The organism is Tenacibaculum sp. E3R01, from assembly GCF_003318185.1.
Taxonomy (GTDB): domain Bacteria; phylum Bacteroidota; class Bacteroidia; order Flavobacteriales; family Flavobacteriaceae; genus Polaribacter; species Polaribacter halocynthiae.
Genome location: NZ_QOCC01000023.1, coordinates 68,598 through 88,247 on the forward strand (window position 1 = coordinate 68,598; position 19,650 = coordinate 88,247).

Annotated in this window: 19 protein-coding genes; 13 read left to right on the forward strand and 6 right to left on the reverse strand. The window is 29.9% G+C overall.

Annotated elements, in window-relative coordinates; translation table 11 throughout:
• Positions 1-3: 3 nt before the first annotated feature.
• A complete protein-coding gene (locus DS884_RS11440) occupies positions 4-1,161 on the reverse strand; it encodes a formimidoylglutamase (protein WP_113786846.1) in 1,158 nt (385 codons plus the stop codon).
• A gap of 65 nt (positions 1,162-1,226) precedes the next feature.
• The gene (gene topA, locus DS884_RS11445) at positions 1,227-3,701 is read right to left on the reverse strand and encodes a type I DNA topoisomerase (protein ID WP_093870351.1); all 2,475 of its coding nucleotides are present in this window, start codon (positions 3,699-3,701) and stop codon (positions 1,227-1,229) included.
• A 212-nt stretch (positions 3,702-3,913) separates the two neighbouring features.
• Here topA and miaB point away from each other — a divergent pair, with 212 nt between their 5' ends.
• The 7 genes from miaB (at position 3,914) to groL (ending at position 10,487) form a co-directional block, all read left to right on the forward strand.
• Positions 3,914-5,368, forward strand: coding sequence for a tRNA (N6-isopentenyl adenosine(37)-C2)-methylthiotransferase MiaB (miaB, locus tag DS884_RS11450; protein ID WP_113786847.1), 1,455 nt, complete (start codon positions 3,914-3,916; stop codon positions 5,366-5,368).
• 72 nt (positions 5,369-5,440) lie between these two features.
• Positions 5,441-6,670, forward strand: a complete 1,230-nt coding sequence (locus DS884_RS11455; protein WP_113786848.1) for a sigma 54-interacting transcriptional regulator — start codon at positions 5,441-5,443, stop codon at positions 6,668-6,670.
• 53 nt (positions 6,671-6,723) lie between these two features.
• Complete coding sequence (locus DS884_RS11460) at positions 6,724-7,230, forward strand: LptE family protein (RefSeq protein ID WP_113786849.1); 507 nt, start codon at positions 6,724-6,726, stop codon at positions 7,228-7,230.
• A 9-nt stretch (positions 7,231-7,239) separates the two neighbouring features.
• The gene (locus DS884_RS11465) at positions 7,240-7,965 is read left to right on the forward strand and encodes a hypothetical protein (RefSeq protein ID WP_113786850.1); all 726 of its coding nucleotides are present in this window, start codon (positions 7,240-7,242) and stop codon (positions 7,963-7,965) included.
• Complete coding sequence (secG, locus tag DS884_RS11470) at positions 7,965-8,309, forward strand: preprotein translocase subunit SecG (protein WP_093870345.1); 345 nt, start codon at positions 7,965-7,967, stop codon at positions 8,307-8,309. Before DS884_RS11465 ends, secG begins: the two co-directional genes overlap by 1 nt.
• Positions 8,310-8,475: 166 nt before the next feature.
• Entirely contained in the window at positions 8,476-8,751 is a 276-nt protein-coding gene (locus tag DS884_RS11475; RefSeq protein ID WP_093870344.1) for a co-chaperone GroES, read from the forward strand.
• Between the two features lie 98 nt (positions 8,752-8,849).
• A complete protein-coding gene (gene groL / locus DS884_RS11480; RefSeq protein ID WP_113786851.1) occupies positions 8,850-10,487 on the forward strand; it encodes a chaperonin GroEL in 1,638 nt (545 codons plus the stop codon).
• 88 nt (positions 10,488-10,575) lie between these two features.
• Here groL and sppA read toward each other — a convergent pair whose 3' ends face one another.
• The gene (sppA, locus tag DS884_RS11485) at positions 10,576-12,321 is read right to left on the reverse strand and encodes a signal peptide peptidase SppA (RefSeq protein ID WP_113786852.1); all 1,746 of its coding nucleotides are present in this window, start codon (positions 12,319-12,321) and stop codon (positions 10,576-10,578) included.
• A gap of 52 nt (positions 12,322-12,373) precedes the next feature.
• Positions 12,374-12,781, reverse strand: coding sequence for a DUF6146 family protein (locus DS884_RS11490; RefSeq protein WP_113786853.1), 408 nt, complete (start codon positions 12,779-12,781; stop codon positions 12,374-12,376).
• A gap of 103 nt (positions 12,782-12,884) precedes the next feature.
• On the opposite strand from DS884_RS11490, the gene DS884_RS11495 reads away from it, so the two are divergent.
• The 3 genes from DS884_RS11495 to DS884_RS11505 all read left to right on the forward strand — a co-directional run bounded on the left by DS884_RS11495 (position 12,885) and on the right by DS884_RS11505 (position 16,538).
• On the forward strand, positions 12,885-13,445 hold the full coding sequence (locus tag DS884_RS11495; protein WP_113786929.1) for a DNA-3-methyladenine glycosylase I: 561 nt from the start codon (positions 12,885-12,887) through the stop codon (positions 13,443-13,445).
• Positions 13,446-13,492: 47 nt separating this feature from the next.
• Positions 13,493-15,529, forward strand: coding sequence for a dipeptidyl-peptidase 3 family protein (locus DS884_RS11500; RefSeq protein ID WP_113786854.1), 2,037 nt, complete (start codon positions 13,493-13,495; stop codon positions 15,527-15,529).
• An 88-nt stretch (positions 15,530-15,617) separates the two neighbouring features.
• On the forward strand, positions 15,618-16,538 hold the full coding sequence (locus tag DS884_RS11505; protein WP_113786855.1) for an ion channel: 921 nt from the start codon (positions 15,618-15,620) through the stop codon (positions 16,536-16,538).
• On the opposite strand, the gene DS884_RS11510 is transcribed toward DS884_RS11505, so the two are convergent.
• Positions 16,535-16,726 carry a hypothetical protein gene (locus tag DS884_RS11510; protein ID WP_093870337.1) on the reverse strand — a complete coding sequence of 64 codons (192 nt, stop codon included), beginning with the start codon at positions 16,724-16,726 and terminating at the stop codon, positions 16,535-16,537. The genes DS884_RS11505 and DS884_RS11510 overlap by 4 nt on opposite strands.
• A gap of 204 nt (positions 16,727-16,930) precedes the next feature.
• On the opposite strand from DS884_RS11510, the gene DS884_RS11515 reads away from it, so the two are divergent.
• From DS884_RS11515 to DS884_RS11525, 3 genes are read left to right on the forward strand one after another with little or no spacing between them, the layout of a single operon-like run.
• Positions 16,931-17,659 (forward strand): SDR family NAD(P)-dependent oxidoreductase, encoded by a 729-nt coding sequence (locus tag DS884_RS11515; RefSeq protein WP_093870336.1) that lies wholly within the window; start codon positions 16,931-16,933, stop codon positions 17,657-17,659.
• 6 nt (positions 17,660-17,665) lie between these two features.
• Positions 17,666-18,346 carry an HAD family hydrolase gene (locus DS884_RS11520; RefSeq protein ID WP_113786856.1) on the forward strand — a complete coding sequence of 227 codons (681 nt, stop codon included), beginning with the start codon at positions 17,666-17,668 and terminating at the stop codon, positions 18,344-18,346.
• Positions 18,347-18,369: 23 nt separating this feature from the next.
• Positions 18,370-18,756, forward strand: coding sequence for a nucleoside triphosphate pyrophosphohydrolase family protein (locus DS884_RS11525; RefSeq protein WP_093870334.1), 387 nt, complete (start codon positions 18,370-18,372; stop codon positions 18,754-18,756).
• Positions 18,757-18,766: 10 nt separating this feature from the next.
• Here DS884_RS11525 and DS884_RS11530 read toward each other — a convergent pair whose 3' ends face one another.
• Positions 18,767-19,597, reverse strand: coding sequence for a TlpA family protein disulfide reductase (locus DS884_RS11530; RefSeq protein ID WP_113786857.1), 831 nt, complete (start codon positions 19,595-19,597; stop codon positions 18,767-18,769).
• Positions 19,598-19,650 lie beyond the last annotated feature (53 nt).

Here is a 19,650-nt window from a genome sequence, read left to right on the forward strand (position 1 = left end):
CTTTTACGTAAGCTTTTGCAATGCCTTAAACCATCTTTTTGGTATTTTATGATTTAATGCTTGCTCATAATCTCGATAGTTACATGGTATTAACGCATGTCTTTTATGTTTATTATTCGATATTAAATTTATTTCCATCCACCAACGACCACTTTTATCGCTTTTATAAAAATTTAATGGATCATCGTCATCTAAAACAACTGTATATCTTTCATAATTTTCTTTTGTTACATATGGGTAATCATTTGCTCTATGATTCACACCTTCAATGAAATACCAAATAGTTTGAGCTATAAGTCTTGCTGTTTGATTGTTAACATCTAAACTACTACTATATTCATAGACACCAAAAGAAGTAACTTTGTCACTTATTCCTGAATATCTTGCTATTGCACATATGTCTTCACCATAAAATCCATTAGGCGAAGCATTAATAGCTCCAGGTGCGTCTCCTTGTCTAACACTTGCTATATCTAAACTAACGATATCAGCATCTCTTAAAATTGGCTCTACTAATGTAATATTTTTAACTTCTCCTAACCTAAATGTATCAAAATATAACTTATCTAACAATGCTATTTCTTCTTGCGAGTTGAAATAAGTTTGATATCCTATATTACTATAATTGAACAAATTACTTGGTTCATCCATTATAACCTTCCCTAAGAAAGATTTAGCTAATAATTCTTCATTATCTCCACCTAAATCAAACCTACTATCAATTGACACTAAGTTTACAGTTTGTTCAAGAGCATCATAAGCTCTATAATTTGCGTAGGTTACATCTTGGCTTCCTCCAATTATTATTGGAATAATATCATCTTTTAGTAATGAAGTAATAACTGAAGATACGGCAAAATAAGTATCTTTAATTGTACTTCCTTGCTCAATGGTTCCTAAATCAGCAATTTTTGTATGCCAATTACCAGAAAACAATTGATATAATTCTTTTCTGATATTATAAATACCTTCTAAACAATCGTATTGATCGGCTCCTCTTCCTTCCGAAACAGCAAGTATTGCTATTTTTACTTTAGAAAGGTCAGGAAATCCATTCTCTGAAGTATGAATACTAATATTCCCACCCAATGTCGAGGATGCCTGCGACATAACATGTGTAACAACAGAGTCACTTACCGGTGAAAAAAAATCGATATTCATCTATTTAAGGGGATTAAATAAGGAACCGCAATATAACAAAAAAACTATTCTCTTTTTAATTTACTTTATTTCTTTTTTTTAGCTTTTTTCTTTTTTGGTGTTTTAGCTTCTACCATTTTCACAGCTTCCTCTTGAGTTAACTTTTCTATTTCTGTAGTTTTTGGCAGTTCAATTTTAATTTTACCTTTAATAACATTAAAACGTCCCCAACGTGCTTTCTCTACACGAATACCAACTTCTTCAAAATTATGAATTAACTTTTCACGTTCTTTTCTTTTTTTATCTTCTATTAATTCTTCTAAATCTTCTTGCGTTAGATTATCAAAATCATATTTTTTATTTACATTAATGAAAATTGAATTCCATTTAATAAACGGTCCAAAACGACCAACTCCTTTTTGAATTGGTAATTCTTCATAGTGACCTATCGGCGCGTCAGCTTTTCTTTTAGCTTCTATTAATTCAATAGCCCTATCCATATCAACAGACATTGGATTTTCTCCTTTATCTAAAGATACGTATTTTCCGTCAAACTTAATATAAGGACCAAAACGACCATTTGCAACTATTACCTCTTTCTCTTCATAATCTCCAACAGTTTTAGGCAATTTAAATAAGTCCATTGCTTCTTCATAAGTCAAAGAACTTAGAGTTTGATCAGCCTGTAAACTTGCAAACTTCGGTTTTTCTTCATCTGTTGCTTCTCCTATCTGAACCATGGCGCCAAAGCGACCTAAACGAACATATACATTTTTACCACTATCAGGATCAACTCCTAATAAACGTTGTCCGCTAGCTCTTTCAGCGTTTTCAGCCACATCTTTTACATTAGGATGAAAATCTTTATAAAAATCTTTAATTATTGAAGTCCAATTTTCCTTTCCTTCTGCTATATCATCAAAATCACTTTCTACTTTTGCTGTAAAACCGTAATCTAATACTCTCTTGAAATTCTCTACCAAAAAGTCGTTAACAATATTCCCTATATCAGTTGGCATTATTTTCCCTTTATCTGCCCCTACCTTTTCTGATAAAACATTTTCAGAAATTTTTGCATTAGCTAGCATTAACTGAGTATACTTTCTTTCAACTCCTTCAGCTGTACCTTTTTCAACATACCCTCTTCTTTGAACTGTAGAAATAGTAGGTGCATACGTAGAAGGACGACCAATTCCTAATTCTTCTAACCTTTTTACTAAAGATGCTTCAGTAAACCTTGCTGGCGGACGGGTATACCTTTCTGTTGCTGAGATAAATTTATTAACTAAAGTTTCACTTACTTTCATTTTAGGAAGTGTTCCATCTTGCTCTTCATCTTCATTATCATTACCTTCTAAATATACTTTTAAAAAACCTTCAAAAGTTATTACTTCTCCATTAGCAGAAAAAACTTTATCATTTTTATCATTTTCTATTTTAACCGATGTTCTTTCTAATTGGGCATCACTCATTTGTGAAGCCAAAGTACGTTTCCATATTAAACCGTATAAACGATCTTGATCATATTCAACTGACACCTCATGACGAGTCATATCTGTAGGACGAATTGCCTCATGCGCTTCCTGAGCTCCTTTTGATTTAGTTGAATAATTTCTTGGTTTACTATATTCTTTACCGTAGTAATTAGAGATTTCTTCTTCAGCTGCAGTTTTAGCATCATCCGATAAATTAACACTATCGGTTCTCATATATGTTATAAGTCCTGCTTCATATAATCGCTGAGCAACCATCATTGTTTTTGCAACTGGAAAACCTAATTTCCTAGATGCCTCTTGCTGTAAAGTTGATGTTGTAAAAGGAGCTGCTGGAGATTTTTTTGCTGGCTTCTTTTGTAAATCTTCAACGTTAAAATTTGCATCAGCACAAGAACTTAAAAACTCTTCTGCTTCTTTCTTCGTTGTAAAATTCTTAGCCAACTTTGCTTTAAAACTTTTTCCTTCTTCATTAGAAAACTCAGCATCTACTCTATATGACGCCTTAGCCTCAAAACCTTCAATAGTTCTTTCTTTTTCTACAATTAATCGTACAGCTACAGACTGAACCCTACCAGCTGACAATCCTGCTTTTACTTTTCTCCACAGAACAGGTGATAATTCATACCCTACTATTCTATCTAATACACGCCTTGCTTGTTGAGCGTCTACCAAATTATAATTTATAGTCCTTGGATTTTCTATTGCTTTTAAAATTGCTTTCTTAGTAATAGAGTTAAACACTATTCGTTTAGTGTCTTTATCCTTAAGTTTTAACTGCTCTGCCAAATGCCATGCAATAGCTTCTCCTTCACGATCCTCATCACTTGCTAGCCAAACAGTTTCTGCTTTTTTTGCTAAATCCTTTAGTTTTTTTACAACTGCTTTCTTATCAGTTGAAACAATATATTTTGGTTTAAAATCTCCTTCTACATTAACTCCTAATTCTTTCGAAGGTAAATCTGCTATATGTCCAAAACTAGATTCAACTTGAAAATCTTTCCCTAAAAACTTTTCTATAGTTTTTGCTTTTGCTGGTGACTCTACTATTACTAAATTCTTTGCCATACTTCTTACTCTTATCTAAATAATACCATAATATAATGATACCCTTTTTCAGTTTGCAAAAGTAGACACTTTTTTTTTATTAGCACTTTTTCTTCTAAACTTTACTTTTTTTTAACGCTTTTAACCTTTAATTAATTTATGTCAATTTGTCATATTTTATAGTTTTTGGTCGTATCTTTGCAATCTATTTTTTATTATCATTTAAGGATTATATGGAACACATTGAGAAAGTAATTGACGAGAAAATACAAGGAAAACCTTTACTTACTGAGCAAAAAGAGAACAACAGTAAAAAGCTTTTTATTGAAAGCTATGGTTGTCAAATGAACATGAATGATAGTGAAATTGTGGCCTCTATCCTTTCTGAACAAGGCTTCAACACTACTCAAAATTTAGAAGATGCAGATTTAGTACTAGTAAATACTTGTTCTATTCGTGAAAAAGCTGAAACAACTGTTCGTAATCGTTTAAAAAAATATAATGCTGTAAAAAGAATAAATCCTAAAATGAAGGTTGGGGTTTTAGGCTGTATGGCTGAGAGATTAAAAGAAAAATTTTTAGAAGAAGAAAAAATTGTAGATCTAGTAGTAGGTCCTGATGCTTATCGTGATTTACCTAATTTAGTTGAAGAGGTAGATGCTGGTAGAGATGCTGTTAATGTAATTTTATCAAAAGAAGAAACATATGCTGATGTTTCTCCTGTAAGACTTAACTCTAATGGAGTATCTGCTTTTGTTTCAATTACTCGTGGCTGTGATAACATGTGTACCTTTTGTGTTGTTCCATTTACAAGAGGTAGAGAAAGAAGTAGAGATCCTCAAAGTATTATTGCAGAAATCAGATCAATGCAAGAGAAAAACTTCAAGGAGATTACTTTATTAGGTCAGAATGTAGATTCTTTCTTATGGTATGGAGGTGGCTTAAAAAAGGATTTCAATAAAGCTTCAGAAATGGCAAAGGCTACTGCTGTAGATTTTGCTCAACTGTTAGATATGTGTGCTACAGAATTCCCTAAAATACGCTTTCGTTTTTCAACTTCTAACCCTCAAGATATGACTCTTGATGTTATTCATGTAATGGCAAAACATAAAAACATATGTAAATACATTCACTTACCTATTCAAAGTGGAAGTAATGCTATGTTAAAAGCAATGAACCGTCAACACACTCGTGAAGAGTACATGGAATTAGTTGATAATATTTATAAAATCATTCCTGAAATGGCTTTAAGTCAAGATATGATTGCTGGTTTTTGTGGAGAAACTGAACAAGATCATCAAGATACTTTAGATTTGATGCGCCATGTAAAATACAGCTTCGGGTTTATGTTTGCTTATTCAGAACGTCCTGGAACTTTAGCAGCTAAAAAAATGGAAGATGATATACCTTTAGCTGTTAAAAAACGTAGACTACAAGAAATTATAGATTTACAACAAGAACATAGTTTATATAGAACCAAAGAAAATTTAGGGCAGATACAAGAAGTTTTAATTGAAGGTACTTCAAAGAAAAACCCAAATGAATGGAAAGGTCGTAATACTCAAAATACAGTTATAATTTTCCCTAAAGAACATTATAAAATGGGAGATTTTGTAAACGTTAAAGTTGATGATTGTACTTCAGCTACATTATTAGGAACTGCTATTGGATATTCTGACAATAATTAAATTATAAAAAATGAAACAAGAGAAAATTGAAATTATCTTTTTTCTCTATTTTTTTCTTTATTCAAAAAAAACATGGAAAACTTACAAGCAACAAAACAGCGTTTCGGTATTATCGGTAACGATCTTCAACTCAACAGGGCAATTGAAAAAGCCATTAGGGTTGCTCCTACTGACATCTCAGTATTAGTTGTTGGTGAAAGTGGTGTTGGAAAGGAAAACGTACCAAAAATTATTCATCAATTATCACATAGAAAGCATGCTAAATATATAGCTGTAAACTGTGGTGCAATTCCTGAAGGAACTATTGACAGTGAGTTATTTGGTCATGAAAAAGGAGCTTTTACAGGAGCTACTGCTACGCGTAAAGGTTATTTTGAAGTTGCAGATGGAGGTACTATTTTTTTAGATGAAGTTGGAGAATTACCTTTAACTACTCAAGTACGTTTACTACGTGTTTTAGAAAACGGTGAATTTATAAAAGTTGGTTCTTCTCAAGTTCAAAAAACAAATGTAAGAATTGTAGCAGCTACAAATGTTAACATGCACAATGCTATTAGTAATGGTAAATTTCGTGAAGACTTATACTATCGATTAAGTACCATTGAAATACCTCTTCCTCCATTAAAACAAAGAGGAGAAGATATTCATTTACTATTTAGAAAGTTTGCAGCTGATTTCGCTCAAAAATATCGTATGCCAACTATTAGGCTAGAAGAAAATGCTGTAAAGCTTTTATTAAATTATAACTTTCCTGGAAACATACGACAATTAAGAAATATTGCAGAACAAATATCAGTAGTTGAAGAAAACAGGCTTATTTCTCCTGAAAAACTCGTACAATACCTACCTAATATCCAAGGAAATCTTCCTGCAGTTGTTAATAACAACAAAGCTAATAACAATAATGATTTTTCTAACGAACGAGATATTATGTATAAAATATTGTTTGATATGAGAAACGATATTAATGACTTAAAAAAGTTAACTTTAGATTTATTAAAAGAAGGAAATTCGAAACAAGTTCAAGAAGATAATCATCGATTAATTCAAAAAATATATCAAGAGCAACAAACTGAAACTCCAAAAGTTGAAGTAGTACAAATTCCTGAATCAGCAAATCAAAACAACTATGATTTTGTTGAAACTATTGAAGAGGATGAAAATTTATCATTACAAGAAAAAGAAATTGAAATGATAAGAAGATCTCTAGAAAAAAACAATGGAAAACGTAAACTTGCTTCAAAAGAATTAGGTATATCTGAGAGAACACTTTACAGAAAAATTAAACAATACGATTTATAAAAAAATTAACTTTCGTTTTATTTATCTTTACAGAACTACATTATTAAATTAAAATGAGAAAACTTTTATACACATCTTTATCATTTATACTTCTAATTACTTTTATAGGTTGTGGAGCATACTCTTTCACTGGAGGAAACACAGGGAATGCTAAAACAATTCAAATTGATTTTTTCCCAAACCAAGCACCAATAATTGAACCTACATTAAGTAAACGTTTTACACAAGACTTAAGAGATTTATTTACTCGTCAAACTAACTTAGCTTTAGTAAGAGTTGGAGGACAATTACATTTTGAAGGTGAAATAACTGATTATCGAATTTCTCCTATGAGTGCAACTGCAAACCAAACTGCTGCTCAAAACAGACTTACCATTGTAGTTAACGTTCGATTTACCAATAACTTAGAAGAAAAAGACAGTTTTGAAAAACAATTCACCTTTTATGATGACTATGGTGCTTCTGAACAACTAATTGGTAACGTATTAGATAATGCTCTAAAAAAAATATTAGAGCGAATTACTCAAGACATATTTAATGAATCGGTAGCTAAATGGTAATATTTTAATTTGACAACAGACGACTATATAAAATTTATTCAAAGCCCTGAACTTTTCCAGGATGAAAATATTCATCAATTAAAAACTATAATTGATAAATATCCTTATTTTCAGTCTGCTCGTTCTTTATATTTAAAAGCTTTAAAAAACAAAGGAAGCTATAAATACAATAATGAGCTGAAAGTCACTGCTACCCATACAACAGATCGTTCAGTTTTATTTGATTTTATAACATCTAAAAGTTTTACATCAACTAAAAAAGATTCAGGAAAAAGAAGTTTAAAAGAAATTGTAATTCAAAAAACAAAATTATTAAAAACTGACATAACTAATGAAGAATTAGCCATAGGAAAACCTCTTAACTTCACTAAAAAAGAAACTTTTTCTTTTAATCAATGGTTAGAACTTTCTTCAAAAAATAGTATAGTAAGAGACCAATCCTCAGAAAAAAAGATTGAAGAAAACTCTGAAAAAGATATACTAATTAATCGTTTTATTGAAACTAGCCCTAAAATAACAAGACCTACAAAAGGTATTTCTAAAGAAATTAAGGTTACAGAATCTCAACAAAACAACAGATTAATGACCGAAACTTTGGCTAAAGTTTATCTTGAACAGAAAAAATATGATAGTGCAATTCAAGCATATAAAATATTAAGTTTGAAATATCCAGAAAAAAGTGGTTTCTTTGCAGACCAAATTAAGAAAATTAAAATTTTACAAAACAATAAATAATGACTACATATACTTTACTTTTAGTGTTAATTTTAATAGTTGCAATAGCATTAATTTTAATTGTAATGGTACAAAACCCTAAAGGAGGAGGATTATCTTCATCTTTTGGTGGTGGTGGATCTCAAAACATTGGAGGTGTACAAAACACAAACAATTTCTTAGATAAAACTACATGGACTTTAGCAATAACAATGTTTGCTTTAATCCTATTAGCTAACTTTGCTATCCCTAGAGGAAATGCTCAAGATGCACCTCAATTAGATGATACATTAAACGGAGTAGAAACAACAACTACTAATACTCCAGCTACAACAACAAATACAGCAAACGATAGCGTAAAATAATATCTATCTTAATCATATAGAAATGCCAACGTAATGACACGTTGGCATTTTTTTTTCACAAAAAACTATACTCGTTGAAAAAGTGTCAGCATAAAAACAATGGCATAATTTCTGACTAAAAGTAACCAGTTAAAAACTTAATTTAATTAATTAAAAAATATATAAAATGGGATTAAACATTAAACCTTTAGCAGATAGAGTTCTTGTAGAGCCTGCTGCAGCAGAAACAACTACTGCATCAGGAATTATTATTCCAGATAACGCTAAAGAAAAACCTCAAAAAGGAATTATTGTTGCAGTTGGAACTGGAACAAAAGATGAGCCTTTAACTGTAAAAGTTGGAGATACTGTTTTATACGGAAAGTACGCTGGTACTGAATTAAAACTTGAAGGTAACGATTATTTAATTATGAGAGAAAGCGACATTTTCGCTATTATCTAAATAATTATTTTTTTGAGCTATCCAATTGCTCTATATAAATTAAATAAAAACAAAGTCTAAAATTACATATAAGCTTTAGACAAAAAAAACTAAATAAAATGGCAAAAGATATAAAATTTGATGTTGATGCTCGTGACGGATTAAAACGTGGAGTAGATGCATTAGCTAATGCAGTAAAAGTAACTTTAGGTCCTAAGGGACGTAATGTAATTATTTCAAAATCTTTCGGAGCTCCTCATGTAACTAAAGATGGTGTTACCGTAGCTAAAGAAATTGAATTAGAGGATGCTCTAGAAAATATGGGAGCACAAATGGTAAAAGAAGTTGCTTCTAAAACTAACGACTTAGCTGGTGATGGTACAACTACTGCTACTGTTTTAGCTCAATCTATCGTTAAAGAAGGATTAAAAAATGTTGCAGCAGGGGCTAATCCTATGGATTTAAAACGTGGAATAGATAAAGCTGTAGCTGTTATTACTGAAGATTTAGCAAAGCAATCTGAAGAAGTAGGAAATTCTTCTGAAAAAATTCAACAAGTAGCTTCTATTTCTGCAAATAACGATCAAGTAATTGGTGATTTAATTGCAACTGCTTTTGGTAAAGTTGGTAAAGAAGGTGTAATAACTGTTGAAGAAGCTAAAGGTACTGATACTTATGTAGATGTAGTAGAAGGAATGCAGTTTGATAGAGGTTATTTATCTCCTTACTTTGTAACGGATGCAGATAAAATGATTGCTACTTTAGAAAATCCTTATATTTTATTATTTGATAAAAAGATTTCTAACTTACAAGAAATTCTTCCAATATTAGAACCAGTATCTCAATCAGGAAGACCTTTATTAATTATTGCTGAAGATGTAGATGGACAAGCATTAGCTACTTTAGTAGTAAACAAATTACGTGGAGGTTTAAAAATTGCAGCTGTAAAAGCTCCAGGTTTTGGTGATCGTAGAAAAGCAATGTTAGAAGATATTTCTATTTTAACTGGAGGTACTGTTATTTCTGAAGAAAGAGGTTTCTCTTTAGAAAATGCTACTTTAGATTTATTAGGTACTGCTGAAACTGTTACTATTGACAAAGACAATACTACAATTGTTAATGGTTCTGGTGATGAAACACAGATTAAAGCTCGTGTTAATCAAATTAAAGCACAAATTGAAACAACTACTTCTGATTATGATCGTGAAAAATTACAAGAACGTTTAGCTAAATTAGCTGGTGGTGTTGCTGTATTATATGTAGGTGCTGCATCTGAAGTAGAGATGAAAGAAAAGAAAGATAGAGTTGATGATGCTTTACACGCTACAAGAGCTGCTGTTGAAGAAGGTATTGTTGCTGGAGGTGGTGTTGCTTTAGTAAGAGCTAAAAAAGTATTAGAGACTTTAACTACTGAGAACTTAGACGAAACTACTGGAGTACAAATCGTAAATAGAGCTATTGAATCTCCATTAAGAACTATTGTTGAGAATGCTGGTGGTGAAGGCTCTGTTGTTATCAATAAAGTACTTGAAGGTAAAAAAGATTTTGGTTACGACGCAAAATCTGAAACATATGTAAATATGTTAGATGCAGGAATTATTGACCCTAAAAAAGTAACTCGTGTAGCTTTAGAAAATGCTGCTTCAGTTGCTGGGATGATTTTAACTACTGAATGTGCATTAATTGATATTAAAGAAGAAGCTCCAGCAGGAGGAGGAATGCCTCCAATGGGTGGTGGAATGCCAGGAATGATGTAATAATCAGAACTATTTTTCACATATAGTTTATATAATAAAAAGGCTGTTTGAATTATCAAACAGCCTTTCTTTATATAATTAAACGAGTTTACTTAACTTCAAATATAAAAGGTATTCTAGCTTGTATTCCTTTTATATTTTTGATTTGATTTATATTATCATATAACCTATAATTCTCCTCACCTAAAGCCTCTTTTAACAATTCTTCTTTTGATAGTTTTGCAAAAGGTGAAAACTTAAACGATTCTTTTATGTCTTTCTTGTAATTAGGGTAGTTTCTAACTCTATAATCATCTACATTAGCAATACTAGCTGCCATTTCAATAGCATCATCTAAACTACCTAAAGCATCAACTAAACCATTTTCTAAAGCTTGTTTACCAGTCCAAACTCTTCCTTGAGCTATTTTATCAACCTCATCAAATTTCAAACCCCTTCCATTTGCAACACGAGTTACAAAAACATTATAAATTTGCTCTACTCCTTCTTTAGTTACTTTATAAAATTTTTCATCTATAGGTTCAAAAACACTATAATTAGCACTACTATTAGTAGATACTTGTTCAGCATTAATACCTAGTTTATCGGTAAGTTTACTAATGTTTGGAATCATTCCAAAGACACCAATAGAACCTGTAATTGTTGTAGGTTCTGCAATAATTTTATCTGCATTACAAGCAATATAATAACCTCCTGAAGCAGCTAAATTCCCCATAGACACTACTAATGGCTTTTCTTTCTTTGTCAATTCTAATTCTCTCCAAATCAACTCAGAAGCTAAGGCGCTTCCTCCTGGAGAATTAACACGCAAAACAATAGCCTTTACACTCTTATCTTTTCTTGCCTTTTTTATTGCTTTATTTATGATTCCTTGACCAATTATATCTTCATTTCCTTCTCCATACATTATTTGCCCTTGAGCATAAATTACAGCAATTTTATTTTTTGCTAATGAAGATTTTCTACCTTTTCCTGATTTAATATAATCTTGAATACTTATTGTATTAACTTTTGAAGCTACTATTGACTTTAATTTATCTTTATATTCATCTTCATAAATTACAGCATCAATTAAATTACTCTCTTTAGCTAAATCAGCATTTCTTCCACTTGAATTATCAGCAATCTCGTTTAATTTTTCAACAGAAATTTTTCTACTTCTACTAATATCCCCAGTCATTTCAGACCAAATAGACTTTAAAAAAGAAACCGTTTGCTCTCTGTTAGCTTCACTCATTTTGTTTGTCAAATAAGGTTCTACGGCACTTTTATATTTTCCGTGACGAATTACTTCCATTTTCACACCATACTTGTCTTCAAAATCTTTGTAATATAAAATCTCTGTTGAAAGTCCTTTAAAGTCAACCATTCCAACAGGGTTTACAAAAACACTATCTGCAACAGAACTTAAGTAATAACTTTTTTGATCAAAGAAATCGTTATATGCATACACAAATTTACCGCTCTTCTTAAATTCTTCTATTTTATTTCGAATAGCTTGAGTTTGCGCTATTCCTGCATTAACATATACCGTTCTAATATTTATCCCTTTAATATTAGCGTCAGTTTTAGCATTATCAATAGCATTCAATATCTTATTTAAAGCTAATTTCTGATCATTCAACTCCAATATTTCCGCTAAAGGATTTGTATCTTTTGGAGCATAATCTTTTATTGAAGTAGTTAAATCTAACTTTAAAACTGAATTTGGTTTTACTATTATTTCATCAGGAGATCCCATTAATGAGGCTATGAAAATAAAAAAGATAAAGATTAAAAATATTGATATAAAAAAGCCTATAATAGAGGCTAGTAAATTTCGTAAAAACTTCATGCTTAGTAATTATTTTTTGATAGCAAATATACGTTTTTGAGTTAAAAAAGTATCATCTTAAAACCATTCTATATTTACCTTGTGCAAACTCAAAATAATTAAATAACTTATAATTTACTTCATAACCATAATCAATATGTATGTTATAATCAATTATGTTTTCATATATATTTGGATTAAATGTACCTGGACTCCCTACCCTTCTATTCCAGGCCATAACATAAAATCTATTTTTATTTTCTAAATAAGATTGTGAATAAAAACCTACTGGCCTAGCTATAGAATTAAGATATGTTGTAAAACCGGGATCTATTATAATAACTTCATACTCTAAACTATCATTTGCTATTACAACAGGCTCTTCTTTTGTTGTTGATTTATTTTTCACAGATGTAGAAGCACATCCATAAAAAATAACACTAAAAACTACCATTACTAATACATACTTCAAAACTTTCATAATCAATGATTTTCAACCTCTATAAAGTTCCGAAAATTATTCCATTTTCAAATTGTTTTTAAATGATTTAACAGTATTTTTAAACCTCTTAAAACAAAACAATATGAAAAACAGGTGTTTTTGGGTTAGTAATGACCCTTTATATATTGAATATCATGATAATGAATGGGGAGTTCCTGTATATGACGATGATAAATTATTTGAATTTTTAATTTTAGAAACTTTTCAAGCTGGCTTGAGTTGGATTACCGTTTTAAAAAAACGTGAAAATTTTAGAATTGCTTTTGACAATTTTGATTATAAAAAAATAGCACATTATTCTGAAAATAAATATGAAGAACTATTACAAAACGCTGGAATTATAAGAAATAAATTAAAAATAAAAGCAACAATATCAAATGCTAAAGCCTTTATGAAAGTACAAGAAGAATTTGGTACTTTTTCTAAATACATTTGGGGCTTTACTAATGGAGTACCTATTAAAAATGTATTTAATAAACGAGAAGATGTACCTGCAACTACAGATCTTTCTGATAAAATTTCAAAAGATTTAAAAAAACGAGGTTTTAAATTTGTTGGTTCAACTGTTATTTATGCACATATGCAAGCAACAGGTATGGTAAATGATCATACAACAGATTGTTTTAGATATCACGAGGTTTAATTTCGTATTTTTATCGCTCAACTAAAAATTAATTTAAATATTTATAAATGAACTTAAAACAAGTGCTTTGTACGATTGCTACTACAAGTATTTTATTTTCTTGTGGTGTTGACACTAAAAAAGAAGCTACTACAACAAAAGAAACTAAAACTACAGATTTTGAATACGTAGTTGAACAATTTGCTGACATCAAAGTTTTACGCTACCAAATTCCTGGTTTTAACGAATTAACATTAAAAGAAAAGCAGTTAGTATACTACCTAACGCAAGCTGGATTGGCTGGGCGCGATATAATGTGGGATCAAAATTATCGTCATAATTTAGAAATTAGAAATGCTTTAGAAACTGTAAACACAACTTTTAAAGGGGATAAAAAAAGTAAAGATTATGTTGCTTTTAAAACCTACTTAAAAAGAATTTGGTTTTCTAACGGAATACATCACCACTATTCTAATGATAAATTAAAACCTGAGTTTTCAAAAGAATATTTAGAGAGTTTATTAAAAGAAACAAATACTACTTTATCTCCTGAAGCTTTAGAAGTAATTTTTAATAATGAAGATACTAAAAAAGTAAATAAAAAAGCTGGTGTTGATAATGTTTTAGCTTCTGCTATTAATTTTTACAGCCCTGATATAACTAGTAAAGATGTTGAAGATTTTTATGCTAAAGCATACAAAGGTCCAGAAGGAAAACCTATTGAAGCGGGTTTAAATTCAAAATTAGTTCGTGAAAACGGAAAATTAGTTGAAAAAGTATGGAAATCTGGTGGTATGTATGGAGCTGCTATTGATAAAATTATTTACTGGCTAGAAAAGGCTAAAGGTGTAGCTGAAAACGAAAAACAAGCAACTACATTAAGTTTGCTAATAGAATATTACAAGACAGGTAGCTTAGATGTTTGGGATCAGTATGCTATTTCTTGGGTTACTTCAACTGAAGGAAATATTGACTGGATAAACGGATTTATAGAAGTATATAATGACCCAAAAGGTTATAGAGGATCTTATGAAACTGTAGTTCAAATAAAAGATTTTGACATGTCTAAAAAAATGAAAGTTTTATCTGACAATGCTCAATGGTTTGAAGACAACTCTCCTTTAGATCCTTCTCATAAAAAAGAAAATGTTGTAGGTGTTTCTTATAAAACAGTAAATGTAGCTGGTGAAGCTGGAGATGCTTCTCCAAGTACACCTATTGGAGTAAACCTACCTAACAACAACTGGATTCGTCAAGAACACGGTTCAAAATCTGTTTCTTTAGGTAATATTATTGGGTCATACAATAATGCAGGAGGAACTGGTCGTTTAGAAGAGTTTGCTCATGATAAAGAAGAAATTGAGTTAGAAGTAAAATATGGTAAACTTGCTGATAAATTACATACAGCACTTCATGAAGTTATTGGCCATGCTTCTGGTAAAATTAATGATGGAATAGGACAACCGAAAGAAACTCTAAAAAACTATGCTTCTACTATGGAAGAAGGTAGAGCAGATTTAGTTGGTTTATATTATTTAATGAACCCAAAATTACAAGAACTTGGACTAGTTGATGACTGGAAAAAAGTTGGTAAAGCGGCTTATGATGGATATATCAGAAATGGATTAATGACTCAATTAATAAGAATTAATTTAGGAGATGATATTGAAGAAGATCATATGGTAAATCGTCAATGGGTATCTGCTTGGTCGTTTGAACAAGGTAAAAAAGACAATGTTATTGAAAAAGTTGTTAAAAATGGAAAAACTTATTTTATAGTTAATGACTATGCAAAACTTCATGAAATTTTTGGTCGCCTATTAAAAGAAACACAAAGAATAAAATCTGAAGGAGATTTTGAAGCTGCCAAAGCTTTAGTTGAAGGATACGGTGTAAAGGTAGATCAAGAACTTCACAAAGAGGTTTTAGAACGTAATTCACAATTCAAATCTGCTCCATATAGTGGTTTTGTTAACCCTGTATTAACTCCTGTAACTAATGATGAAGGTATTATTACTGACATAAAAATTATGCAACCTAACTCTTTTGAAGAACAAATGTATTTTTATGCTAAAAATTATAGCTTTTTACCTAGTAAAAACTAATAATTAATTTAAGTATTATTAAATATAACAAGCCGATTCTGAAAAGAATCGGTTTTTGTATTTTTACAATCGACAATAAAAAATCCCTATGGCTAAAAAAATAAAAGATCCTGGATTGGGATATTCTTCAAAAAGAAATGCACAAAATATTATTAATAAAGACGGAACCTCAAACATTCGTCATATCAATAAGAAATTTACAATTCGTGATATTTACACGTATTTTATTGAACTATCTTGGATAAAATTTTTTGCTTTTGTTTTTATTGGTTATACACTTCTAAATATAGTTTTTGGATTAATCTACATATCAATAGGTATTGAGCAAATAACAGACGAAAAAGGTTCTTTTTTTGAAAACTTATTAAATGGTTTCTTTTTTAGCGCCCAAACATTAACCACAGTTGGTTATGGGGGCTTAGCACCTCAAGGGGTAATAGCCAATTTTATAGCTGCTTTTGAAGCTATGCTAGGTTTATTAAGCTTTTCTTTTATAACTGGACTTATATACGGGCGATTTTCTAAACCTAAAGCTGCAATTCATTTTAGCGAAAATATAGTTCTAAGAGATTTTAAAGAACACAGAGCTTTAATGTTTCGTATAATGAATAGCAGAAAAACGGTAATGATAGAACCAGAAGTTACAGTAACTCTATCAATAACAGAAGACTCAGGAGATCATAAGTTTAAACGAAATTACTATAGATTCTCTTTAGAAAGAGATAAAATAATGTACCTTCCAACTACTTGGACTATTGTACATGAAATAGATGAAAACAGCCCTTTATTTAAATATACTAGTGAAGAAATAGCTAAACTAGATGCTGAACTTTACATTCTTGTTCGTTACCATGAACAATCTTTTGGTCAAGATGTATATCAAATATCTTCTTACGATTTCTCTAAACTAAAAGTTGGTGCTAAATATATTCCTACTTTTTATTATGATGATGAAGGATATACTGTTTTAGATCATTCAAAATTAAATGAGTTAGAAGACATTGATTAATGTTTATTTATATACTTAAAAAGAAATAACAATAAAATAGTTACTATTATCGATATCGCCACGTATAATGCTGCGTTTTGATAATGCTTTTTATTTCTTTTAGCATCTTTCTTATAACTAACAACCATAGCTATTATAAAAACAACCACAAATAAGCTTGCAAAAATTATTCGACCAGGTGTAAACATAAAATTGTATTTTCAGCAAAGTTAAAGAATGATTTATATTGATGATTACTAAATTTTAGATTTTTTAAGAATTTGTATTTCAAATAATAATTATCATCTATAATAAAGTTTTAATACCTTCTTAAAAAGAGAGAGAATAAGAAATAAACTTTATATATTTACTTGATAGGTAAAATGTTTTAACCTTATCTGTAAACTAACTATATGCAAACTAAAACGGCTATTGTTTTTGGAGCCACTTCTGGTATTGGAAAAAGATTAACAGAGTTTTTAATTAATGATGGTTATAGAGTAGCTATCACAGGAAGGCGAAAAGAAAAACTAGAAGAGTTAAAAAATAATTATCCTTCTCAAATTATTAGTAAACAAAACGACATACAAGATATTGAAAGCGTTGAAAATGTATTTAACGAAATCGTTTCGGAATTAGGAAAAATTGATTTGATTATACAATCATCGGGGGTAGGTTTTACCAATACTAAGTTAAACTGGGAAAAGGAAAATACTACTTTACAAACTAACGTAATTGGTGTTACTAAGTTATATAACTTAGCTTATCTTTTATTTAAAAAACAAGGTTTCGGACATTTGGTTGGTATTTCATCAATTGCTTCGTTGCGTGGTAATCGATTTGCTCCTGCTTATTTTGCTTCAAAAGCATATCAAAAGGCATATCTAGAAAGTTTATACATCAAAACAAAATCGATACCCTCAAAAAAAGTTTATATCACAGATATTCGACCTGGTTTTGTAGATACAGCAATGGCTTTAGGTGATGGTATATTTTGGCTTACACCCCTTGAAAAAGCAAGTAAACAAATTTATAGTGCTATTAAAAGAAAAAAACGAGTAGCCTATATATCTAAGCGATGGATATTGATTGCATGGGTTCTAAAAATAGTTCCAGCTAAACTTTTAAAATTAGCCACATAACACATTATGACAAAGAAAAACTTAATCGTACTTGATATAGACGACACACTTACTAAAAGTGAAGACAAACACACCGATTCATTATTATTTGCAATGAAGCACTTTGGAATAACCGAAGTAAATACTGATTGGAAAACTTATAAAAACGCTACAGACAGTTATATTTTTAGTGTTAACTATGAAAAAACACATCAGAAAAAATTTGACTTTGATTTTATTCCTGAATTTGAAAAAGTCATGACCGAACATTTTTTAAGTTATCCTGATACTCCAGAAATTGAAGGTGCTCAAAAAATGGTTGATTTTTTTATTAATGAGACCAATTATGGTGTTTGTTTTGCCACTGGCTCTATTTTACAACCTGCCTTTTTAAAATTACAACAAGCAAATATCAATTTAATTCCTCAAGTTTTAGAAGCTTCAAATGCAATTTTCACAAGAGAAGATATTGTAAAATCGGCAATAGAAAAAGCAAAAAATTATTACCATACTTCTAATTTTGAAAACATTATTTCTTTTGGAGATGGTTTGTGGGATGTTACAACTGCTAAAAATTTAGACATCCATTTTGTAGGTGTAAATGATAAAAACATTTCAGACTTTAAAAAAATGAACATCAAACATCACATTAGTAATTGGACTCAATTTAATCTTAATGATACAGAAAAAAAACTAGGCATAAAATAATTCATTATAAAAAATCTACATACATGAAAAACAAAATTAACGCTGTTCATGAATTTCATACCGCTTTCGGTTTAGGTATTAAAAATACCCCTACAACAAACATTGATAAAGAAAGAAAACTGCTTCGTTACAACCTAATGAAAGAGGAAAATGAAGAATATTTAGAAGCTGCTGAAAATAATGATTTAGTAGAAGTTGCCGATGCTTTGGGTGATATGCTGTATATTTTATGTGGAACAATTATTGAGCATGGTATGCAGGATAAGATTGAAGAAGTATTTAATGAAATACAACGAAGTAATATGAGTAAATTAGGAGAAGATGGGAAGCCTATTTACCGTGAAGATGGGAAAGTTTTAAAAGGACCCAATTATTTTAAACCTAACATAGAACAAATTTTAAAAAAATAATTATTTAATTTTATTTACCTAAAATTTGATCTAACTCAAAGGTTAAAGTACGTACATTATTAACCATCTTAATAATAACCCCATTAGTGTCAACAATTACATGTGTAGGATATTGTTTAACTTTCAATTTCTTGGACATGTATTTTTTTTGCATTGGTATGGTTGGATATTTAAATGTTTTTGTTTTTAGAAATTTAATTAGCTTATCTTTTTCATCAAAGGCCAAACTAACGAAGGCTACTTTTTCATCTTTGTATTTATCTACTAGCTTATTTAACTCAGGAAATTCTTCTACACAAACCTTACAAGTAATAAACCAACATTTCAATACTAGTAATTTACCTTTTGTGTCTTTTTTATTATAAGACACACCATTTAAATCTACAAATTCATAAGCTGGAAGTCGTTTTCCTTCCATTCTAAAATAATGATTTGCATTAGTCGCTAAACTCTTTATTGATTTTTTAATTTTTACTTCAGAAGTGTTTTTTAAAGATACTAATTGATAAGAAAGTTCTCTTTTATCAACTCTTTTCATAGGTAAATAAGAACCTATTCTTAATAAATTTAAAAAAGCACCTTTACTAATATTTTCACCATTTTCATCAAGAGCTTTAAAAGTTGACATCAAATCAATATTCTTTTTTGAATATAAATCCCAACTCTTAAAGCTCTTTTGAACATCACTAGACTTTAAGTCTAATATTAATTTATTGTTTGTAACTTCCGATTCAGTTTTTACTTCAGCTAAATCATTTGTTTTCAAATAAGTATTTATACTAAAAAAGCTTATTCCAAAACCAGCTACAATAGATAACATTGTAAGCAGTATATTTTTCATTCTCTCCCATTTAAGTAATTATACTTTTAATATAATTAACTCTTTTTTGGAGA